Source organism: Pseudomonas sp. BS-2016 (genome assembly GCF_001806145.1).
Classification (GTDB): domain Bacteria; phylum Pseudomonadota; class Gammaproteobacteria; order Pseudomonadales; family Pseudomonadaceae; genus Aquipseudomonas; species Aquipseudomonas lundensis.
In genome coordinates, this window is the sequence record NZ_MLCT01000010.1 from 79471 (window position 1) to 95908 (window position 16438).

Sequence of the window (16438 nt, forward strand, 5' to 3'; positions counted from 1 at the left end):
AAATGACTTCTGTACAGTCCTCGACCCGGTTGCCTTGCGGCAACCGGGTTCTTGATTTGGCCCACACGCACGTGATGGGTATTCTCAACGTAACCCCTGACTCTTTCTCTGATGGTGGCCGGTTCGCTCCCCTGGATGCGGCTTTGCGTCATGCGCAGGCGATGGTTCAGGCGGGAGCAACGCTCATCGATGTGGGCGGCGAGTCAACCCGTCCGGGTGCGCGTGCGGTCACAGCGCAGGAAGAGTTGGAGCGTGTTGCACCTGTTGTTGAGCTCATCAGTCGTGAGCTCGATGTCATTATTTCTGTCGACACCTCCACGCCTGTCGTAATGACCGAGTCGGCGAGTCTTGGTGCTGGCTTGATCAATGATGTGCGTTCATTGCGCCGAGAGGGTGCGCTGGAGGCGGCCGCTGCAACAGGATTGCCTGTGTGTCTTATGCATATGCTGGGTGAGCCCGGCGACATGCAGAATGACCCGCATTACGGTGATTTGGTGGGCGAGGTATCCGCATTTCTTGCGGATCGAATGAAAGTTTGCGCTTCAGCCGGCATTGAGGTTGAGCGGATCATTCTTGATCCGGGGTTTGGCTTTGCCAAAACCCTTCAGCACAATTTGAGCCTGTTCAAGCACATGGAGGCATTGCATGCGCTGGGGCGGCCTTTGCTAGTAGGCGTATCGCGTAAAAGCATGATCGGGCTGGCCTTGAATAGGCCAGTTACAGATCGCTTGTCCGGCAGTCTGGCGTTGGCGGCATTGGCAGTGACCAAAGGTGCGCGTATCTTGCGTGTCCATGATGTAGCCGAAACGGTTGATGTGGTACGGATGATCGCAGCGGTAGAGTCCGCCGACCAAGAATGATGGAGCAAGTATGACGAAGAAATATTTTGGCACTGACGGCATTCGCGGTCGGGTCGGCGTTTACCCCATTACCCCTGATTTCATGCTCAAGCTGGGCTGGGCGGCGGGTATGGCGTTTCGCAGTATGGGTGCTTGCCGGATTCTGGTCGGTAAAGACACGCGGATTTCCGGTTACATGTTTGAGTCTGCACTAGAGGCCGGGTTGTCGGCGGCAGGGGCGGATGTCATGTTGCTGGGGCCGATGCCTACACCGGCAATCGCGTACCTGACACGCACCTTTCATGCAGAAGCCGGGATTGTAATCAGCGCTTCACACAATCCTCATGATGATAATGGCATCAAGTTCTTCTCGGGTGAGGGTACCAAGCTCCCTGATGAAGTCGAGTTGATGATCGAAGAGTTGCTTGATGCGCCGATGACTGTGGTTGATTCCGGTAAGTTGGGCAAGGTCTCGCGCATCAACGACGCGTCAGGGCGATACATCGAATTTTGTAAGAGTAGTGTCCCGACAAGCACCAACTTCAATGGTCTGAAGATCGTTGTCGATTGTGCTCATGGTGCGACGTATAAAGTTGCCCCCAGTGTGTTCAAAGAGCTGGGTGCCGAGGTGACGGTGTTATCGGCTCAGCCGAATGGCCTCAACATCAATGACAATTGCGGCTCGACCCATATGGGGCAATTGCAAGCGGCCGTACTCGCTGAGCATGCGGACCTGGGCATTGCCTTTGATGGTGATGGCGACCGGGTGCTGATGGTGGATCACACGGGTGCAATCGTGGATGGTGATGAGTTGCTATTCATCATTGCGCGAGATCTGCATGAGCGTGGCAAGTTGCAAGGTGGTGTGGTCGGCACGCTGATGAGCAATCTTGGACTTGAGTTGGCCTTGGCTGATCTAGGTATTCCTTTTGTGCGTGCCAACGTGGGTGACCGGTACGTTATTGCGGGTCTTCAAGAGCGCGACTGGCAAGTGGGTGGCGAAAACTCAGGTCATATTGTCTGCTTTCAACACACAACGACCGGCGATGCGATCATTGCTGCGCTTCAGGTGTTGCTGTCTTTGCGTCGTCGTGAGGAAAGCCTTGCCCAGTCGCGTCAGGCCGTTCGCAAATGCCCTCAGGTTTTGCTTAATGTTCGGTTCTCGGGTGGTGTAAATCCTGTCGAGCATCCGGCCGTCAAGGAGGCCTGTGCGCAAGTTACGGAGGCGATGAAAGGCCGCGGCCGTGTGCTTTTGCGTAAGTCGGGTACAGAGCCATTGGTGCGGGTCATGGTCGAAGGCGACGACGAAATCATGGTCCGTGGCTATGCAGAAGAGCTGGCAAAACTTGTAAGTGAAGTTTGTGCTTGAATTCGGCTTGCCAGCGCGGATGTGGTTGGGTAACATCTGCGCCCACTTTGACCGACGAGGTAAAGCATGCGCCGCAAGATGGTAGCTGGTAACTGGAAAATGCACGGTACCCGCGCCAGCGTCGCTGAGCTGATCGATGGTCTGCGTAAGCTGGACTTGCCGAGCGTTGTTGAAACCGCAGTTTTCCCATCTGACTTGTTTATTGAACGTGTAATCAATGGCTTGAAAGATACGCCAATCTCGGTTGGTGCTCAGGATGCAGCGGTAGATGCAAAGCAAGGTGCGCTCACTGGTGAGATATCTTCAAGCCAGTTGGTGGATGCGGGTTGTAAGCTGGTGCTGATAGGGCACTCTGAACGCCGCCTGATTTTGGGTGAGTCGGACGAGACGCTGAATCGCAAGTTTGCAGCTGCTCAGTCTTCAGGTTTGACGCCAGTGCTGTGTATAGGGGAGACCCTGGAACAGCGTGAAGCAGGGCAAACGCTTGAGGTTGTAGGGCGTCAGCTGAACGCTGTGATTGATGAGTTCGGTATTGATGTTTTTGCAAAGGCAGTGATTGCGTACGAGCCGGTCTGGGCCATTGGCACCGGGCTGACCGCAACACCGCAGCAAGCGCAAGATGTGCATGCGGCCATTCGCGCACAACTGGCGCAGAAGAATTCTGAAGTGGCACAAGGTGTGCGGCTTCTATACGGCGGCAGCGTGAAGGCGGCCAATGCGGTCGAACTGTTCAGCATGCCGGATATCGATGGGGGGCTCATTGGTGGGGCTTCCCTGAATGCAGATGAGTTCGGTGCGATCTGTCGCGCCGCGGGAAACTGAGAAAATGCTGGAAACAGTCGTAGTCGTTTTTCATCTGTTGGGTGCATTGGGCGTAATTGCTCTGGTATTGCTGCAACAGGGTAAGGGTGCGGATGCTGGAGCATCTTTCGGAGCAGGTGCTTCAAATACTGTGTTCGGAAGCCAAGGTTCCTCTACCTTTCTTAGTAAGTTTACTGCTATACTTGCCGCAGGTTTTTTCATAACCAGCTTAGGGTTAGGTTACTTTGCTAAAGAGAAAGCTCAAGAGCTGACTCAAGTAGGTTTGCCAGATCCAGCAGTATTGGAAGCGCCAAAGCAACAACCGGCTTCAGATGATGTGCCGGTGCTTCAAGAGCAAAAGTCGGCTTCTCCAGCGACGGACGTACCTCCAGCTCAAGAGCAAAAGTAAAACGGGTTTCATGATGTAACGTAGTATTGCCGAGGTGGTGGAATTGGTAGACACGCAACCTTGAGGTGGTTGTGCCCATAGGGTGTAGGGGTTCGAGTCCCCTTCTCGGTACCAATTATCAGGAATGCCCGCAATAGCGGGCTTTCTTGTATGTGGAAGGTTGGATTGACCCTGAAAGGGATCAACCGTATACTTCCGCTCCAGCTTTGTCGCGGGATGGAGCAGTCTGGTAGCTCGTCGGGCTCATAACCCGAAGGTCGTCGGTTCAAATCCGGCTCCCGCAACCAGTTTTAGCGGAGCCCCTAATTCAGGGGCTTTTTGTTAACTGGACACTTTATAACGTCGGTATTCAACGGCGTTTCAGGGATGGGCGCTTCGCCCATTTTTTCATTCTGCATAGCATGCACAAACATGCACTAGGGGGTTCAGGTGTCGAGCAAGCTAGAACAGTTGCAGGCCTTGTTGGCCCCGGTGGTCGTGGCCCTTGGCTATGAATGCTGGGGTATTGAATTTTCGGCTCAAGGCCGCCATTCAATGTTGCGTGTGTATATCGACAAGGAAGGCGGTGTATTGGTGGACGATTGCGCCATCGTGAGCCGTCAGATCAGTGGCGTACTGGATGTTGAAGATCCTATCGCCGTTGAATACACCCTTGAAGTTTCCTCTCCTGGCATGGAACGCCCGCTGTTCACGCTTGAACAGTTTGCCAAGTATGCCGGTGAGCAAGTGAAGATCAAGCTGCGGTCGCCATTCGAAGGGCGTCGCAACTTTCAGGGCCTTCTGCGCGGCGTAGAGGAACAGGATATCGTGGTGCAAGTTGAAGACCATGAGTTCCTGCTGCCGATCGATATGATCGACAAGGCCAACATTATTCCCAGTTTTGACTGAGACGCGGATCCCGCGGATCCAATGGCTTGCGAAAGGCGAGGCGTACGATGAGCAAAGAAGTACTGCTGGTTGTTGAGTCGGTGTCCAATGAAAAGGGCGTACCGGCAAACGTTATTTTTGAAGCGCTGGAGCTGGCTCTGGCCACTGCTACCAAAAAGCGTTTTGAAGACGAAGTCGAACTGCGTGTGGAGATCAATCGCCACACCGGTAACTATGAGACGTTCCGTCGCTGGACCGTGGTCGAAGACGAAGATCTGGATGATCCAGCAATCGAGTTGGCGGTTGACCAGGCGCAGGCGAAACAGCCAGGCGCGGTGGCCGGTGACATTATCGAAGAAAAAATCGATTCCATCGAATTCGGCCGGATTGCTGCACAAACTGCCAAGCAGGTAATTGTGCAAAAGGTCCGCGAAGCTGAGCGTGCTCAAGTCGTTGATGCCTATCGCGAGCGTCTTGGCGAAATTATTTCCGGCACTGTCAAGAAAGTAACGCGTGACAATGTAATCGTCGACCTGGGCAATAACGCTGAAGCGTTGCTGGCCCGTGAAGACATCATTCCGCGTGAAACTTTCCGTGTTGGCGTAAGACTTCGTGCGTTGTTGAAAGAGATTCGCACCGAGAACCGTGGTCCTCAGCTGATCCTGTCGCGTACCGCGCCTGAAATGCTGATCGAACTGTTCCGGATCGAAGTTCCTGAGATCTCCGAAGGCCTGATCGAAGTGATGGCGGCCTCCCGCGATCCTGGATCTCGCGCTAAAATAGCCGTTCGTTCCAAAGACAAACGCATTGATCCGCAAGGTGCTTGCATTGGTATGCGCGGTTCGCGCGTCCAGGCAGTGTCCGGCGAATTGGGCGGGGAGCGAGTGGATATCGTTCTGTGGGATGAGAATCCGGCGCAGTTCGTGATCAACGCAATGTCGCCTGCTGAAGTGGCGGCAATTATTGTCGACGAAGATGCCCATGCAATGGACATCGCCGTTGGCGCAGACAATCTGGCCCAGGCGATTGGTCGCGGCGGTCAGAACGTACGTTTGGCTAGCCAGTTGACTGGCTGGACCCTGAACGTGATGACCGAATCGGACATCCAGGCTAAGCAGCAAGCAGAGACCGGTGACATTCTGCGCAACTTCATCGAAGAACTCGAAGTTGATGAAGAGTTGGCGCAGGTACTGGTTGATGAGGGCTTCACCAGCCTGGAAGAGATTGCCTACGTACCGGTGGAGGAGATGCTCAACATCGACGGCTTTGACGAGGATATCGTCAACGAGCTTCGCGCTCGGGCCAAGGATCGTTTGTTGACCAAAGCCATCGCTACTGAGGAAAAGCTGGCAGACGCCCATCCGGCCGAAGACCTGCTCTCGCTTGAGGGTATGGACAAGGATTTGGCGATGGAACTGGCGGTGCGCGGCGTAATTACCCGCGAAGACCTGGCCGAGCAGTCTATTGACGACCTGCTCGACATCGACGGCATTGACGATGATCGTGCCGGCAAGTTGATCATGGCCGCCCGAGCCCATTGGTTCGAGTAATTAGGCGCGGCCTGAGGAGAGAAATGCATGACGCAAGTCACGGTGAAACAACTGGCCGATGAGGTCAAAACACCGGTTGAGCGCCTGTTGCAGCAGATGCGTGAGGCAGGTCTGCCGCACACCGCCGCCGAGCAGAATGTAACCGACAGTGAGAAGCAAGCTCTGCTGACTCACTTGAAAAGCAGCCACAAGGCGAAAGTGGAAGAACCGCGCAAAATCACTTTGCAGCGTAAAACCACCAGCACCCTGCGTGTCGCTGGCAGCAAAAGCATCAGCGTTGAAGTACGCAAGAAGAAAGTCTTCGTACAGCGCAGCCCGGAAGAAATCGAAGCTGAGCGCAAGCGTGAGCTGGATGAACGCCGCGCAGTAGAAAATGCTGCACGTCAAAAGGCTGAAGAAGAATCCAAGCGTCGCGCCGAAGAAGAAGCGCGCCGTCAGCCTGCCTCGACTCCGGCCGCCGCGGCACCTGCCGCGCCTGCTCCGGCGCAAGCTGCTCCTGCAGCAGCGCCAGCACCTGCGCCAGCCGCCGATGCACGTAAGCGTGATGAACAGCGTCGTCCGGACAAACCACGCGCAGACGACAACAATCGTCGCGGCAGTGGTGATGGCGAGCGTAAAAATGCTCCTCATCGTGCATCGGTTAAAGAAAAAGCCCCTGCACCACGTGTTGCTCCGCGCACTTCTGACGAAGAAAGCGATAGCTTCCGCCGTGGCGGTCGTGGCAAAGGCAAGCTGAAAAAACGTAACGCGCACGGTTTCCAGAGCCCGACCGGCCCGGTTGTTCGTGACGTACAGATTGGCGAGACCATCACTGTCGGCGATTTGGCTGCGCAGATGTCGGTCAAGGCTGCTGAAGTCATCAAGTTCATGTTCAAGCTGGGTACTCCGGCCACCATCAACCAGGTTCTGGATCAGGAAACTGCCCAGTTGGTTGCTGAAGAACTGGGCCATAAAGTGACGCTGGTCAGCGACAACGCCCTGGAAGATTCCCTGGCCGAGTCCTTGAAGTTCGAAGGCGAGTCGTTCTCCCGTGCTCCGGTTGTGACCGTAATGGGTCACGTTGACCACGGTAAAACGTCCCTGCTTGACTACATTCGTCGTGCCAAAGTTGCGGCTGGCGAAGCAGGCGGTATCACCCAGCACATCGGTGCATACCACGTTGAAACCGAACGCGGCATGGTCACGTTCCTCGATACCCCGGGTCACGCTGCGTTTACCGCAATGCGTGCACGTGGTGCCAAGGCAACTGACATCGTGATTCTGGTTGTGGCTGCTGACGACGGCGTCATGCCGCAAACCATCGAAGCTGTACAGCATGCGAAAGCAGCTGGCGTGCCGCTGGTGGTTGCAGTGAACAAAATCGACAAGCCAGGTGCTGACCTCGATCGCATCCGCAGCGAGTTGTCCGTCCACGGCGTGACCTCGGAAGAGTGGGGTGGTGACACTCCGTTTGTTTCGGTCTCGGCGAAAATGGGTACTGGCGTTGACGAGTTGCTCGAAGCCGTCTTGCTGCAAGCTGAAGTTCTGGAACTCAAGGCCACTCCATCGGCTCCAGGCCGTGGCGTAGTTGTCGAGTCCCGTCTGGACAAAGGCCGTGGCCCTGTTGCGACCGTGCTGGTTCAAGACGGTACCCTGCGTCAAGGCGACATGGTTCTGGTCGGTTCCAACTATGGCCGTATCCGCGCCATGCTCGATGAGAACGGCAAGGCCATCAAGGAAGCCGGTCCATCCATCCCTGTCGAGATTCTCGGCCTGGACGGTACGCCAGACGCTGGCGACGAGATGAGCGTAATGACTGACGAGAAGAAGGCACGTGAAGTTGCCCTGTTCCGTCAAGGCAAGTTCCGCGAAGTGAAACTGGCGCGTGCTCATGCAGGCAAGCTGGAAAACATCTTCGAGAACATGGGCCAGGAAGAGAAGAAGACGCTTAACATCGTCCTCAAATCTGACGTCCGTGGTTCGCTGGAAGCTCTGCAGGGCGCCCTGAGCGGCCTGGGTAACGACGAAGTGCAAGTGCGTGTAGTGGGCGGCGGCGTCGGTGGTATCACCGAAAGCGACGCAAACCTGGCACTGGCCTCCAACGCTGTATTGTTCGGCTTCAACGTGCGTGCTGATGCTGGCGCTCGCAAGATTGTCGAGCAGGAAGGCCTGGACATGCGTTACTACAACGTCATCTACGACATCATCGAAGACGTCAAGAAAGCCCTTACCGGCATGCTTGGCAGCGATGTCCGCGAGAACATCCTGGGTATTGCTGAAGTTCGCGACGTATTCCGTTCGCCGAAGTTTGGTGCCATCGCAGGTTGCATGGTGCTCGAAGGTGTTGTTCACCGTAACCGTCCAATCCGCGTACTGCGTGACGACATCGTTATCTTTGAAGGCGAGCTGGAATCTCTGCGCCGCTTCAAGGATGACGCTGCCGAAGTGCGTGCCGGCATGGAATGCGGTATCGGCGTCAAGAGCTACAACGACGTTAAAGTCGGCGACAAGATCGAAGTGTTCGAGAAGGTCCAGGTTGCTCGCAGCCTCTAAATCGCGAGCCTCAAGAGCCAGGACGTCCCGCGGCATGCAAATGCACGTGGCCCGTCCCGGACTCTAAACGCAACGCCCGGTCCGGCTTCTGTCTGGCCGGGCGTTTGCCGCTTTCAGAACGCATGGGTTTCCCATGGGTGAGTAACAGGTAACAAGACATGGCAAAAGAATACAGCCGTACCCAACGTATCGGCGATCAGATGCAGCGAGAGCTGGCACAGCTGATCCGTCGTGAAGTCAAAGATCCGCGTGTGGGTCTGGTCACCATTACTGCTGTTGAAGTCAGCCGTGACGTGGGTCACGCCAAGATCTTCATCACCGTAATGGGGCAGGACAACGCTGAAGATATCGCTCAGACCATCAAGGTACTGAACTCGGCGGCTGGTTTCCTGCGTATGCAACTGGCGCGTGAAATGAAGCTGCGCAGTGTTCCTCAGCTGCACTTCCACTACGACGAAAGCGTCGTGCGTGGCGCGCACCTGTCTGCGTTGATCGAGCGTGCAGTGGCTGAAGACAATCAGCATCCCGATGCGACTGCTCCCGAAGACACCAAGGAGTAACCGGTGGCTCAGGTCAAGCGTATCCGTCGTAACGTCAGCGGCATCATCCTGCTGGACAAGCCATTGGGTTTTACGTCCAACGCGGCTTTGCAGAAAGTCCGCTGGCTGCTCAATGCCGAGAAGGCAGGGCACACCGGTAGCCTGGACCCATTGGCCAGCGGCGTACTGCCGCTGTGCTTTGGCGAAGCCACCAAGTTTTCGCAATACCTGCTCGATTCTGACAAGGGTTATGAAACCTTGATGCAGTTGGGCAAAACCACCACCACTGCCGATGCAGAAGGCGAGGTTTTAAAGACCCGTCCGGTGACCGTTGGTCGCGCCGATATTGAGGCGGTCTTGCCGAAGTTTCGCGGGCAAATCAGTCAGATACCGCCAATGTACTCGGCGCTCAAGCGTGATGGGCAACCGCTTTACAAGCTCGCCCGTGCAGGTGAGGTGGTGGAGCGCGAACCGCGTTCTGTTACTATTACCCGCCTCCAATTACTGGCCAGCGAAGGTGACACTGCCCGCTTGGCTGTGGATTGCACCAAAGGCACCTATATTCGTACCCTCGTGGAAGATATCGGTGAAGAGCTGGGTTGCGGAGCCTATGTTGCGCAACTACGCCGCACCCAGGCAGGCCCTTTCAGTTTGGCCCAGACGGTAACGCTGGAAGAACTGGAAGCCGTGCATGCTGAAGGTGGCAATGAAGCCGTCGACCGCTTCCTGATGCCATCGGACAGCGGCTTGCTTGACTGGCCTTTGCTGCACTTCTCGGAGCACAGCGCGTTCTATTGGCTCAATGGCCAACCGGTTCGCGCTCCCGATGCGCCAAAGTTTGGCATGGTGCGGGTACAAGATCACAATGGTCGCTTCATCGGTATCGGTGAAGTGAGCGAAGACGGGCGCATTGCGCCGCGTCGACTGATTCGGTCGGAATGACCGGAGCCAGGCCAAGCCGGCTATTGCCTGTGAGGACTGGAACGAGGGTGGCTGTTATTAGGCACGGTCACATCTCACATTTAAATACGAGGATTTGTCCTCGGCCTATTGGATCTGTTTGCGTGCAGACAGACCCCTGAAGAAAGGAAAGCCACATGGCACTTACAGTTGAACACAAAGCAGAAATCGTAGCTGACTACCAGCGTGCTCCAGGTGATACAGGTTCTCCAGAAGTGCAAGTTGCACTGCTGACCTTCAACATCAACACGCTGCAGGGTCACTTCAAGGCCAACGGTAAAGATCACCACTCCCGTCGTGGTCTGATCCGCATGGTAAACCAGCGTCGCAAGCTGCTGGACTACCTGAAAGGCAAAGACATCAGCCGTTACGCTACGCTGATCGCTCGCCTGGGTCTGCGTCGCTAATAGCGATGTTGCTGGAGGCTGGTTGTCTGTCGTCCACCTGCGCGTTTCTCGCGGGCGGGCGGCGGGCTTCCAGCCTCAAGTTTTATCTGGACTCACCGGATGTTTACGAAAGCGCACCCCGTCGGCCGTTTTCGTAAGCATCCTGATCGGGCTGACACCCGGCATTGCACCCGTATTTCGCAAGAAACCTGTTCCCCAAGAGCCACAAAGAGAAGGTAGGACACCGTGAACCCGGTTATCAAAAAATTTCAGTTCGGTCAGTCGACCGTTACCCTAGAGACTGGCCGTATCGCCCGTCAGGCCTCCGGCGCAGTATTGGTCACCGTTGACGACGACGTCAGCGTGTTGGTGACTGTCGTCGGCGCCAAGCAAGCTGATCCAGGCAAGGGCTTCTTCCCTCTGTCGGTTCACTACCAAGAAAAAACCTACGCCGCCGGTAAAATCCCAGGTGGTTTCTTCAAGCGTGAAGGTCGCCCTTCCGAGAAAGAAACCCTGACCTCGCGCCTGATCGATCGTCCGATTCGTCCGCTGTTCCCGGAAGGCTTCATGAACGAAGTGCAGGTTGTCTGCACCGTTCTGTCCACCAGCAAGAAAACCGATCCTGATGTTGCGGCAATGATCGGTACTTCGGCTGCCCTGGCAATCTCCGGCATTCCTTTTGATGGTCCGATCGGTGCTGCCCGTGTTGCATTCCACGAAAGCACCGGTTACCTGCTGAACCCGACTTACGAACAACTCGCTGCGTCCAGCCTGGACATGGTGGTTGCCGGTACGTCGGAAGCCGTATTGATGGTTGAGTCGGAAGCCAAAGAGCTGACCGAAGACCAGATGCTGGGTGCCGTACTGTTCGCCCACGACGAATTCCAGGTTGTTATCCAGGCTGTTAAAGAGCTGGCTGCCGAAGCTGCCAAACCGACGTGGGACTGGGCTGCTGCTCCAGAAGCCACTGAACTGCTGGGCGCAATCCGTGCCGAGTTCGGCGAAGCGATCTCCCAGGCTTACACCATCACCGTCAAGCACGAGCGCTATGCACGTCTGGGCGAGTTGCGTGACCAGGTGGTTGCCAAGCTGTCGGGCGAAGAAGGCCAGCCTTCGGCGTCTGAAGTCAAAGCTGCTTTCGGTGAAATCGAATACCGCACCGTTCGCGAAAACATCGTAAACGGCAAACCGCGTATCGATGGTCGTGACACCAAGACAGTTCGTCCTTTGAACATCGAAGTGGGCGTCCTGCCGAAAACTCACGGTTCTGCACTGTTCACCCGTGGCGAGACCCAGGCGCTGGTTGTCGCGACATTGGGTACTGCCCGTGACGCACAGCTGCTGGACACGCTGGAAGGTGAAAAGAAAGACCCGTTCATGCTGCACTACAACTTCCCTCCGTTCTCGGTAGGCGAGTGTGGTCGCATGGGTGGTGCTGGCCGTCGCGAAATCGGTCACGGCCGTTTGGCGCGTCGTTCCGTTCAGGCCATGCTGCCTGCTGCTGACGTGTTCCCGTACACCATTCGTGTCGTATCGGAAATCACCGAATCCAACGGCTCCAGCTCCATGGCATCGGTGTGCGGTGCTTCCCTGGCACTGATGGACGCCGGTGTACCGATGAAGGCACCGGTTGCCGGTATCGCCATGGGTCTGGTTAAAGAAGGCGAGAAGTTCGCTGTACTGACCGACATCCTGGGTGACGAAGACCACCTGGGCGACATGGACTTCAAAGTAGCCGGTACCTCCAAAGGTGTGACCGCGCTGCAGATGGACATCAAGATCAAAGGCATCACCGAAGAGATCATGGAGATCGCCCTGGGCCAGGCCCTAGACGCTCGCCTGAACATCTTGGGTCAGATGAACCAGATCATTGGTCAGTCGCGTAACGAACTGTCTGCCAATGCGCCGACCATGATCGCGATGAAAATCGACACCGACAAAATCCGTGATGTTATCGGTAAAGGTGGCGCAACCATCCGTGCAATCTGTGAAGAAACCAAAGCGTCGATCGACATCGAAGACGACGGTTCGATCAAGATCTTCGGCGAGACCAAGGAAGCGGCAGAAGCGGCGCGTCAGCGCGTTCTGGGCATCACCGCTGAAGCTGAGATCGGCAAGATCTACATCGGCAAGGTTGAGCGCATCGTCGACTTCGGCGCATTCGTGAACATCCTGCCGGGCAAAGACGGCCTGGTTCACATCTCCATGCTGAGCGATGCTCGCGTAGAGAAAGTGACTGACATCTTGAAAGAAGGTCAGGAAGTGGAAGTGCTGGTACTGGACGTGGACAACCGCGGCCGTATCAAGCTGTCCATCAAGGATGTTGCTGCCGCCAAGGCTTCGGAAGCTTAATCGCGACCTGAGCGTGTGATGAAAAAGGATCCTTCGGGATCCTTTTTTTATGGGCGGTGATAACGACAGGGGATCTTTTTGCAGGTGGGCTAAAGGCCATGATCAAAAAGCCGCATCTTGCATGCAGTCTCTGCGAGCGTTCATGCATTCTGCACGAAGCTGAAAAATAGATATGCGATTAAGTGCTTGATATATAAGGTTTTTATTTTTTAAAAAAGTTGGCACAGCGCCTGCAATAGTATTGATAACCCTGCAGCCGCACGCCGGCGCAGATCTTAAAGAAGACAGGAGTTACTCGTATGAAGAAGTTCGCTATCGCTGCTGCAACTGCCACCGCTCTGACCCTGACCATGGCTAACGCAGCATTTGCTGCTCAATCCACTGCTCAGGCGCCTATGGTCGTCGCTGCTGGCGAAATGGATCAAGCCAAAGAAGCCACTTCTGATACCTGGATCACCACCAAAGTTAAATCAGACCTGCTGACTGAAAAAGGTATTCCAGGCACTGACATCAAAGTTGAGACCAACAAAGGTGTTGTTTCTTTGTCCTCCACCGTTGCAGTCACTGACGCGCAAAAAGAAATGGCAGTTAACATCGCCAAGAAAATCAAAGGCGTAAAAGCTGTTTCGGCTGATGGCCTGAAAGCTCAGTAAGTTTACTTTTCTCGTAGAACCGGGGGAAAGCCGGAGCAGATGATCTAACCGATCATCTGCAGCTTTCAAAATTGGTTCATGCGACGGCCACATGGATGTGGTCATTACAGCCCTCGACGCTTGCGTCGGGGGCTGTTCTATTTGGGGGAGATAAAAGCATTGATCGGGTTTGCTGACCCATCAAGTGCAACGGGCAAGCCACATACAGACCTGCCTCGCGCTGACTTTGATGTGTGAACAGCGATCATTCACTGTCCAGATGCAAGGGAGAGATCACGCGACCGTCGCTTTGTGCCTCACCCAGCGTGGCGTCCACAAAGTAGACGCGCTCATCGGCCAGTTGGCCTTTGTCCACCAGGAAATCCTTGATGCGGCTGGCGCGCTCCTGCCCCAACTGACGTAACAGCACCTCACTTTTGCTCCAGAAGTCGATCAACGCGTCGCTCATTTTTTGCGCGCGCTCATCACGACTCAATTTCGCCCACTCGGCCGGCGGCTGCTGCTTGAGTCGGGTGCGATAGATGCCTTCGAGTAACGGGCCTTTCTCGTCATCAGGGACTTTAAGCAGTGACGCTTGCGCCGGCACTTTCTCGCCGCGGCGTTGCAGGATTTTGTAGTAGTTGTACTGGAATTCACGCTCCAGGCGTTCCTTGGCAATGAACGGGCCATCACTGCTTTGCGCGGCAGTGCCTTCAATCTCCAGGCGCAGCGCAGGGCGTTCCTTGAGCGCTGCAGCCAGGGTTGTCAGGGCTTTCTGGGCCTCAGGGCTCAGCTCGCTGGAGCCAGGCGCGAAGGACACGGTACCGAGGTCCTCGGCACCCCCACCGCTGATCAGCCCGCCAATGAACTTGAAGGGCGCTTGTGCTGCCCGCAGCACGAGATTGCGCAAGGTTTGCCACACAATTGGCATCACGCTGAACTGCGGGTTATTGAGGTCCCCCGTTACCGGAAGCTCGATGGAAATCTTGCCGTCGGTGTCCTTGAGCAATGCGATGGCCAGTTTAATGGGCAAATCCACGGCATCAGGGCTGTCGACCTTTTCCCCCAGTTGCAATTGTTCAACCACCAGTTTGTTCTCGGCCTTGAGCTGACCTTTGGTGATCAAATAGTGCAAGTCCAGGTTCAGGCGACCCTTGCGGATCCGATACCCCGCGAATTTGCCGGAGTAGGGCGTCAGTGTGGTCAGTTCTACGCGTTTGAAGCTGGTGGCGATGTCCAGGCTCGCCATCGGATCGAAAGGATTGACGCTGCCCTTGATGGTGACAGGCGCGTAGCGGTCCACTTTACCGGCGATGTTGACGCTGGCCGGTTTGGCCTGTCGGCTATCAATGGTGCCAATCTGGCCGTTTAGCTGTTGAATCGCTGTCGCAAAGTTGGGGGTCAGGCTGAAGTCGGCAAAGTTAGCCGAACCGTCATTGATTGCGATGCCACCCACGTGAATGCCCAAAGGCTTGTCTTTGCCGGCCGCTGGTTTGGCGTCGGTTTTACTGGCGCTGCCAGCGGGTTGCGCAATCAACAGGTCATCAATGTTGGTGGTGCGATCATCGTTGATCATGAAGCGTACATACGGCTGTGCAACGTTGACCTTGGCGATGGACAGGCTGTCACCGTGTTGATAATTCAGCTTCTCCAGCCCCAGACGCTGCCACTTCAGGAAGTCGCGATCTTTCATGGTGTCGAGGGTGTGTAACTGAGCTATCTGTACGTTGCCCTGGACCGTGAAGGCCAGCGGGTCGATACGTTTAAGGTCAACGACGAGATCGCTGTCCAGCATGCCGCTGCGCAGCTCCAGACGGATAAACGGGTCGATGTAAGCCTGCGCCACCCGCAAGTCGATGTCTTGGGTGGTGACATTTAATGTGGCGCTGACCGGGTTCAGGTTCACGTCGCCGCTGGCGGTGAGCTTGCCTTGTTTACCGATGCCGGTATCCAGCTTGAGGCTGAAGGGTGACTGGTTCAGGCTGTCGAAGTTCTTCACGTTCAGATTCAACGGGCCTACTTCAAGCGCAACGGGTGTTTTGGGCACTTTGTCAGCCAGATGAACGCGGTAATCGCGCAGCTCCACGTCTTTGAGCAGCACTTGCCAAGGTTTGCTCGGTGCGACCGGTCCGGGTTTGGGGGCTTCAACTGTCACCGGGTCATTGGCTGTTGGCTTTGCCCGGCCAGCGGGCTGGCTGGCAAACAGTTTTTGCCAATCCAACTGTCCGTCTGCTTCGCGGGTAGCCCAGGTTTCAAGGTTCTTGCTGTTGATCTTGCCGACCACGACGTGTTGCTTGGCGAGATCGACCGTGGTGTCGCTGACATCAAGGCGCTCAAGGCGCGCCAGCGGACGGCCATCGGGCGCATTGAGCTTGAAGGGCGCGATGCTGGCCGAGGCATTGCTCAGGACCATCTCGGTTTCTTTAGCCAGGTTCAATGTGTAGTCGGTACTGAAATTGAGGACGCCGTCTTCCAGGACCAGCGGCAAGGCATCCCGAACATAAGGCCACCATACTTTCATTTTGCCATCAGTCACTTTAAGCGTGCCCTCGGACGCGATTGGCACAATGCTCAAGGTGCCGGTCCAGTCGATCCGGCCGCCTTCAGGGCCTGCTGCGACCAGGGTCATGTCAGCGTTGTCGTCAGGAAGCGTGCTGAGGTTTTTCAGCTCCACATTCATCGAGTCATACAAAAACTCGATTGGCTCGCTAGGCCGTACGTCAGCAAAGTGCAGATAGCCGTCCGCCAGCTTGATGCGATCGATGCGCAGCGGGAAAGGTTTGCTGTCAGGGGTGGCAGGTGTTGGTTCGCTGGCGGGGAGTTTGAACAGCTGCGTCAGGTTGAGCGTGCCATCCTTGCTGAACACCAATTCTGTCTTGGGCTTGTCGAGCTGCACGTCGGCAAGGTGCAAGGCTTTGGTCCACAGGCTGTCAGCCTGCAAATTGGTGTACAGGCGTTCGAATCCGACCTGCTCCTTGCCCGGTTCGCCTATCTTCAGCCCCCACAGCGTCAGCTCAAGGCTGAATGGGTTGAACTCAAGGCGATCAAGCCGGGCGGGGGTGGTGGCGTAGTTGGCCAATTGCTGGTTGATGATGCGCAAACCGATGCCGGGTACGATCAAAAAGCCGAGCAAGCTATAAAGTGCGAGGGCAGTCAGCACGGCGCCAATGGCGCGAATCAATCCTTTGGGCATGTGAGGCGT

13 protein-coding genes and 2 tRNA genes are annotated in these 16438 nt (G+C 55.8%); 14 read left to right on the plus strand and 1 reads right to left on the minus strand.

The features are described 5' to 3' along the window. Positions 1-2 precede the first annotated feature (2 nt). The 14 genes from folP (at position 3) to BKD70_RS01825 (ending at position 13257) form a co-directional block, all read left to right on the plus strand. Positions 3-860, plus strand: coding sequence for a dihydropteroate synthase (gene folP / locus BKD70_RS01760; protein ID WP_047277540.1), 858 nt, complete (start codon positions 3-5; stop codon positions 858-860). Positions 861-870: 10 nt separating this feature from the next. Continuing rightward, positions 871-2208: a phosphoglucosamine mutase gene (glmM, locus tag BKD70_RS01765; RefSeq protein WP_047277537.1), complete on the plus strand. Its 1338-nt coding sequence runs from the start codon at positions 871-873 to the stop codon at positions 2206-2208. A gap of 66 nt (positions 2209-2274) precedes the next feature. Next, a complete protein-coding gene (gene tpiA / locus BKD70_RS01770; protein WP_047277535.1) occupies positions 2275-3030 on the plus strand; it encodes a triose-phosphate isomerase in 756 nt (251 codons plus the stop codon). A gap of 4 nt (positions 3031-3034) precedes the next feature. Continuing rightward, positions 3035-3418 (plus strand): preprotein translocase subunit SecG, encoded by a 384-nt coding sequence (gene secG / locus BKD70_RS01775; protein WP_047277533.1) that lies wholly within the window; start codon positions 3035-3037, stop codon positions 3416-3418. A 28-nt stretch (positions 3419-3446) separates the two neighbouring features. Next, positions 3447-3532, plus strand: a tRNA-Leu gene (locus BKD70_RS01780). A gap of 96 nt (positions 3533-3628) precedes the next feature. Next, positions 3629-3705 (plus strand) — tRNA-Met (locus BKD70_RS01785). Positions 3706-3847: 142 nt separating this feature from the next. Further along, positions 3848-4306 carry a ribosome maturation factor RimP gene (gene rimP, locus BKD70_RS01790; protein WP_047277531.1) on the plus strand — a complete coding sequence of 153 codons (459 nt, stop codon included), beginning with the start codon at positions 3848-3850 and terminating at the stop codon, positions 4304-4306. A 47-nt stretch (positions 4307-4353) separates the two neighbouring features. Next, entirely contained in the window at positions 4354-5835 is a 1482-nt protein-coding gene (gene nusA / locus BKD70_RS01795; RefSeq protein ID WP_047277528.1) for a transcription termination factor NusA, read from the plus strand. Between the two features lie 27 nt (positions 5836-5862). Continuing rightward, positions 5863-8367: a translation initiation factor IF-2 gene (infB, locus tag BKD70_RS01800; RefSeq protein ID WP_047277526.1), complete on the plus strand. Its 2505-nt coding sequence runs from the start codon at positions 5863-5865 to the stop codon at positions 8365-8367. Between the two features lie 158 nt (positions 8368-8525). Continuing rightward, complete coding sequence (gene rbfA / locus BKD70_RS01805) at positions 8526-8927, plus strand: 30S ribosome-binding factor RbfA (protein ID WP_047277524.1); 402 nt, start codon at positions 8526-8528, stop codon at positions 8925-8927. Between the two features lie 3 nt (positions 8928-8930). Continuing rightward, complete coding sequence (truB, locus tag BKD70_RS01810) at positions 8931-9848, plus strand: tRNA pseudouridine(55) synthase TruB (protein WP_047277522.1); 918 nt, start codon at positions 8931-8933, stop codon at positions 9846-9848. A gap of 155 nt (positions 9849-10003) precedes the next feature. After that, positions 10004-10273: a 30S ribosomal protein S15 gene (gene rpsO / locus BKD70_RS01815; RefSeq protein ID WP_047277520.1), complete on the plus strand. Its 270-nt coding sequence runs from the start codon at positions 10004-10006 to the stop codon at positions 10271-10273. A 225-nt stretch (positions 10274-10498) separates the two neighbouring features. Next, positions 10499-12604 (plus strand): polyribonucleotide nucleotidyltransferase, encoded by a 2106-nt coding sequence (gene pnp, locus BKD70_RS01820; protein ID WP_047277518.1) that lies wholly within the window; start codon positions 10499-10501, stop codon positions 12602-12604. 299 nt (positions 12605-12903) lie between these two features. Beyond that, positions 12904-13257, plus strand: a complete 354-nt coding sequence (locus BKD70_RS01825) for a BON domain-containing protein (protein ID WP_047277516.1) — start codon at positions 12904-12906, stop codon at positions 13255-13257. Positions 13258-13501: 244 nt separating this feature from the next. Here BKD70_RS01825 and BKD70_RS01830 read toward each other — a convergent pair whose 3' ends face one another. Then, a complete protein-coding gene (locus tag BKD70_RS01830; RefSeq protein ID WP_047277514.1) occupies positions 13502-16429 on the minus strand; it encodes a DUF748 domain-containing protein in 2928 nt (975 codons plus the stop codon). Positions 16430-16438: the final 9 nt, after the last annotated feature.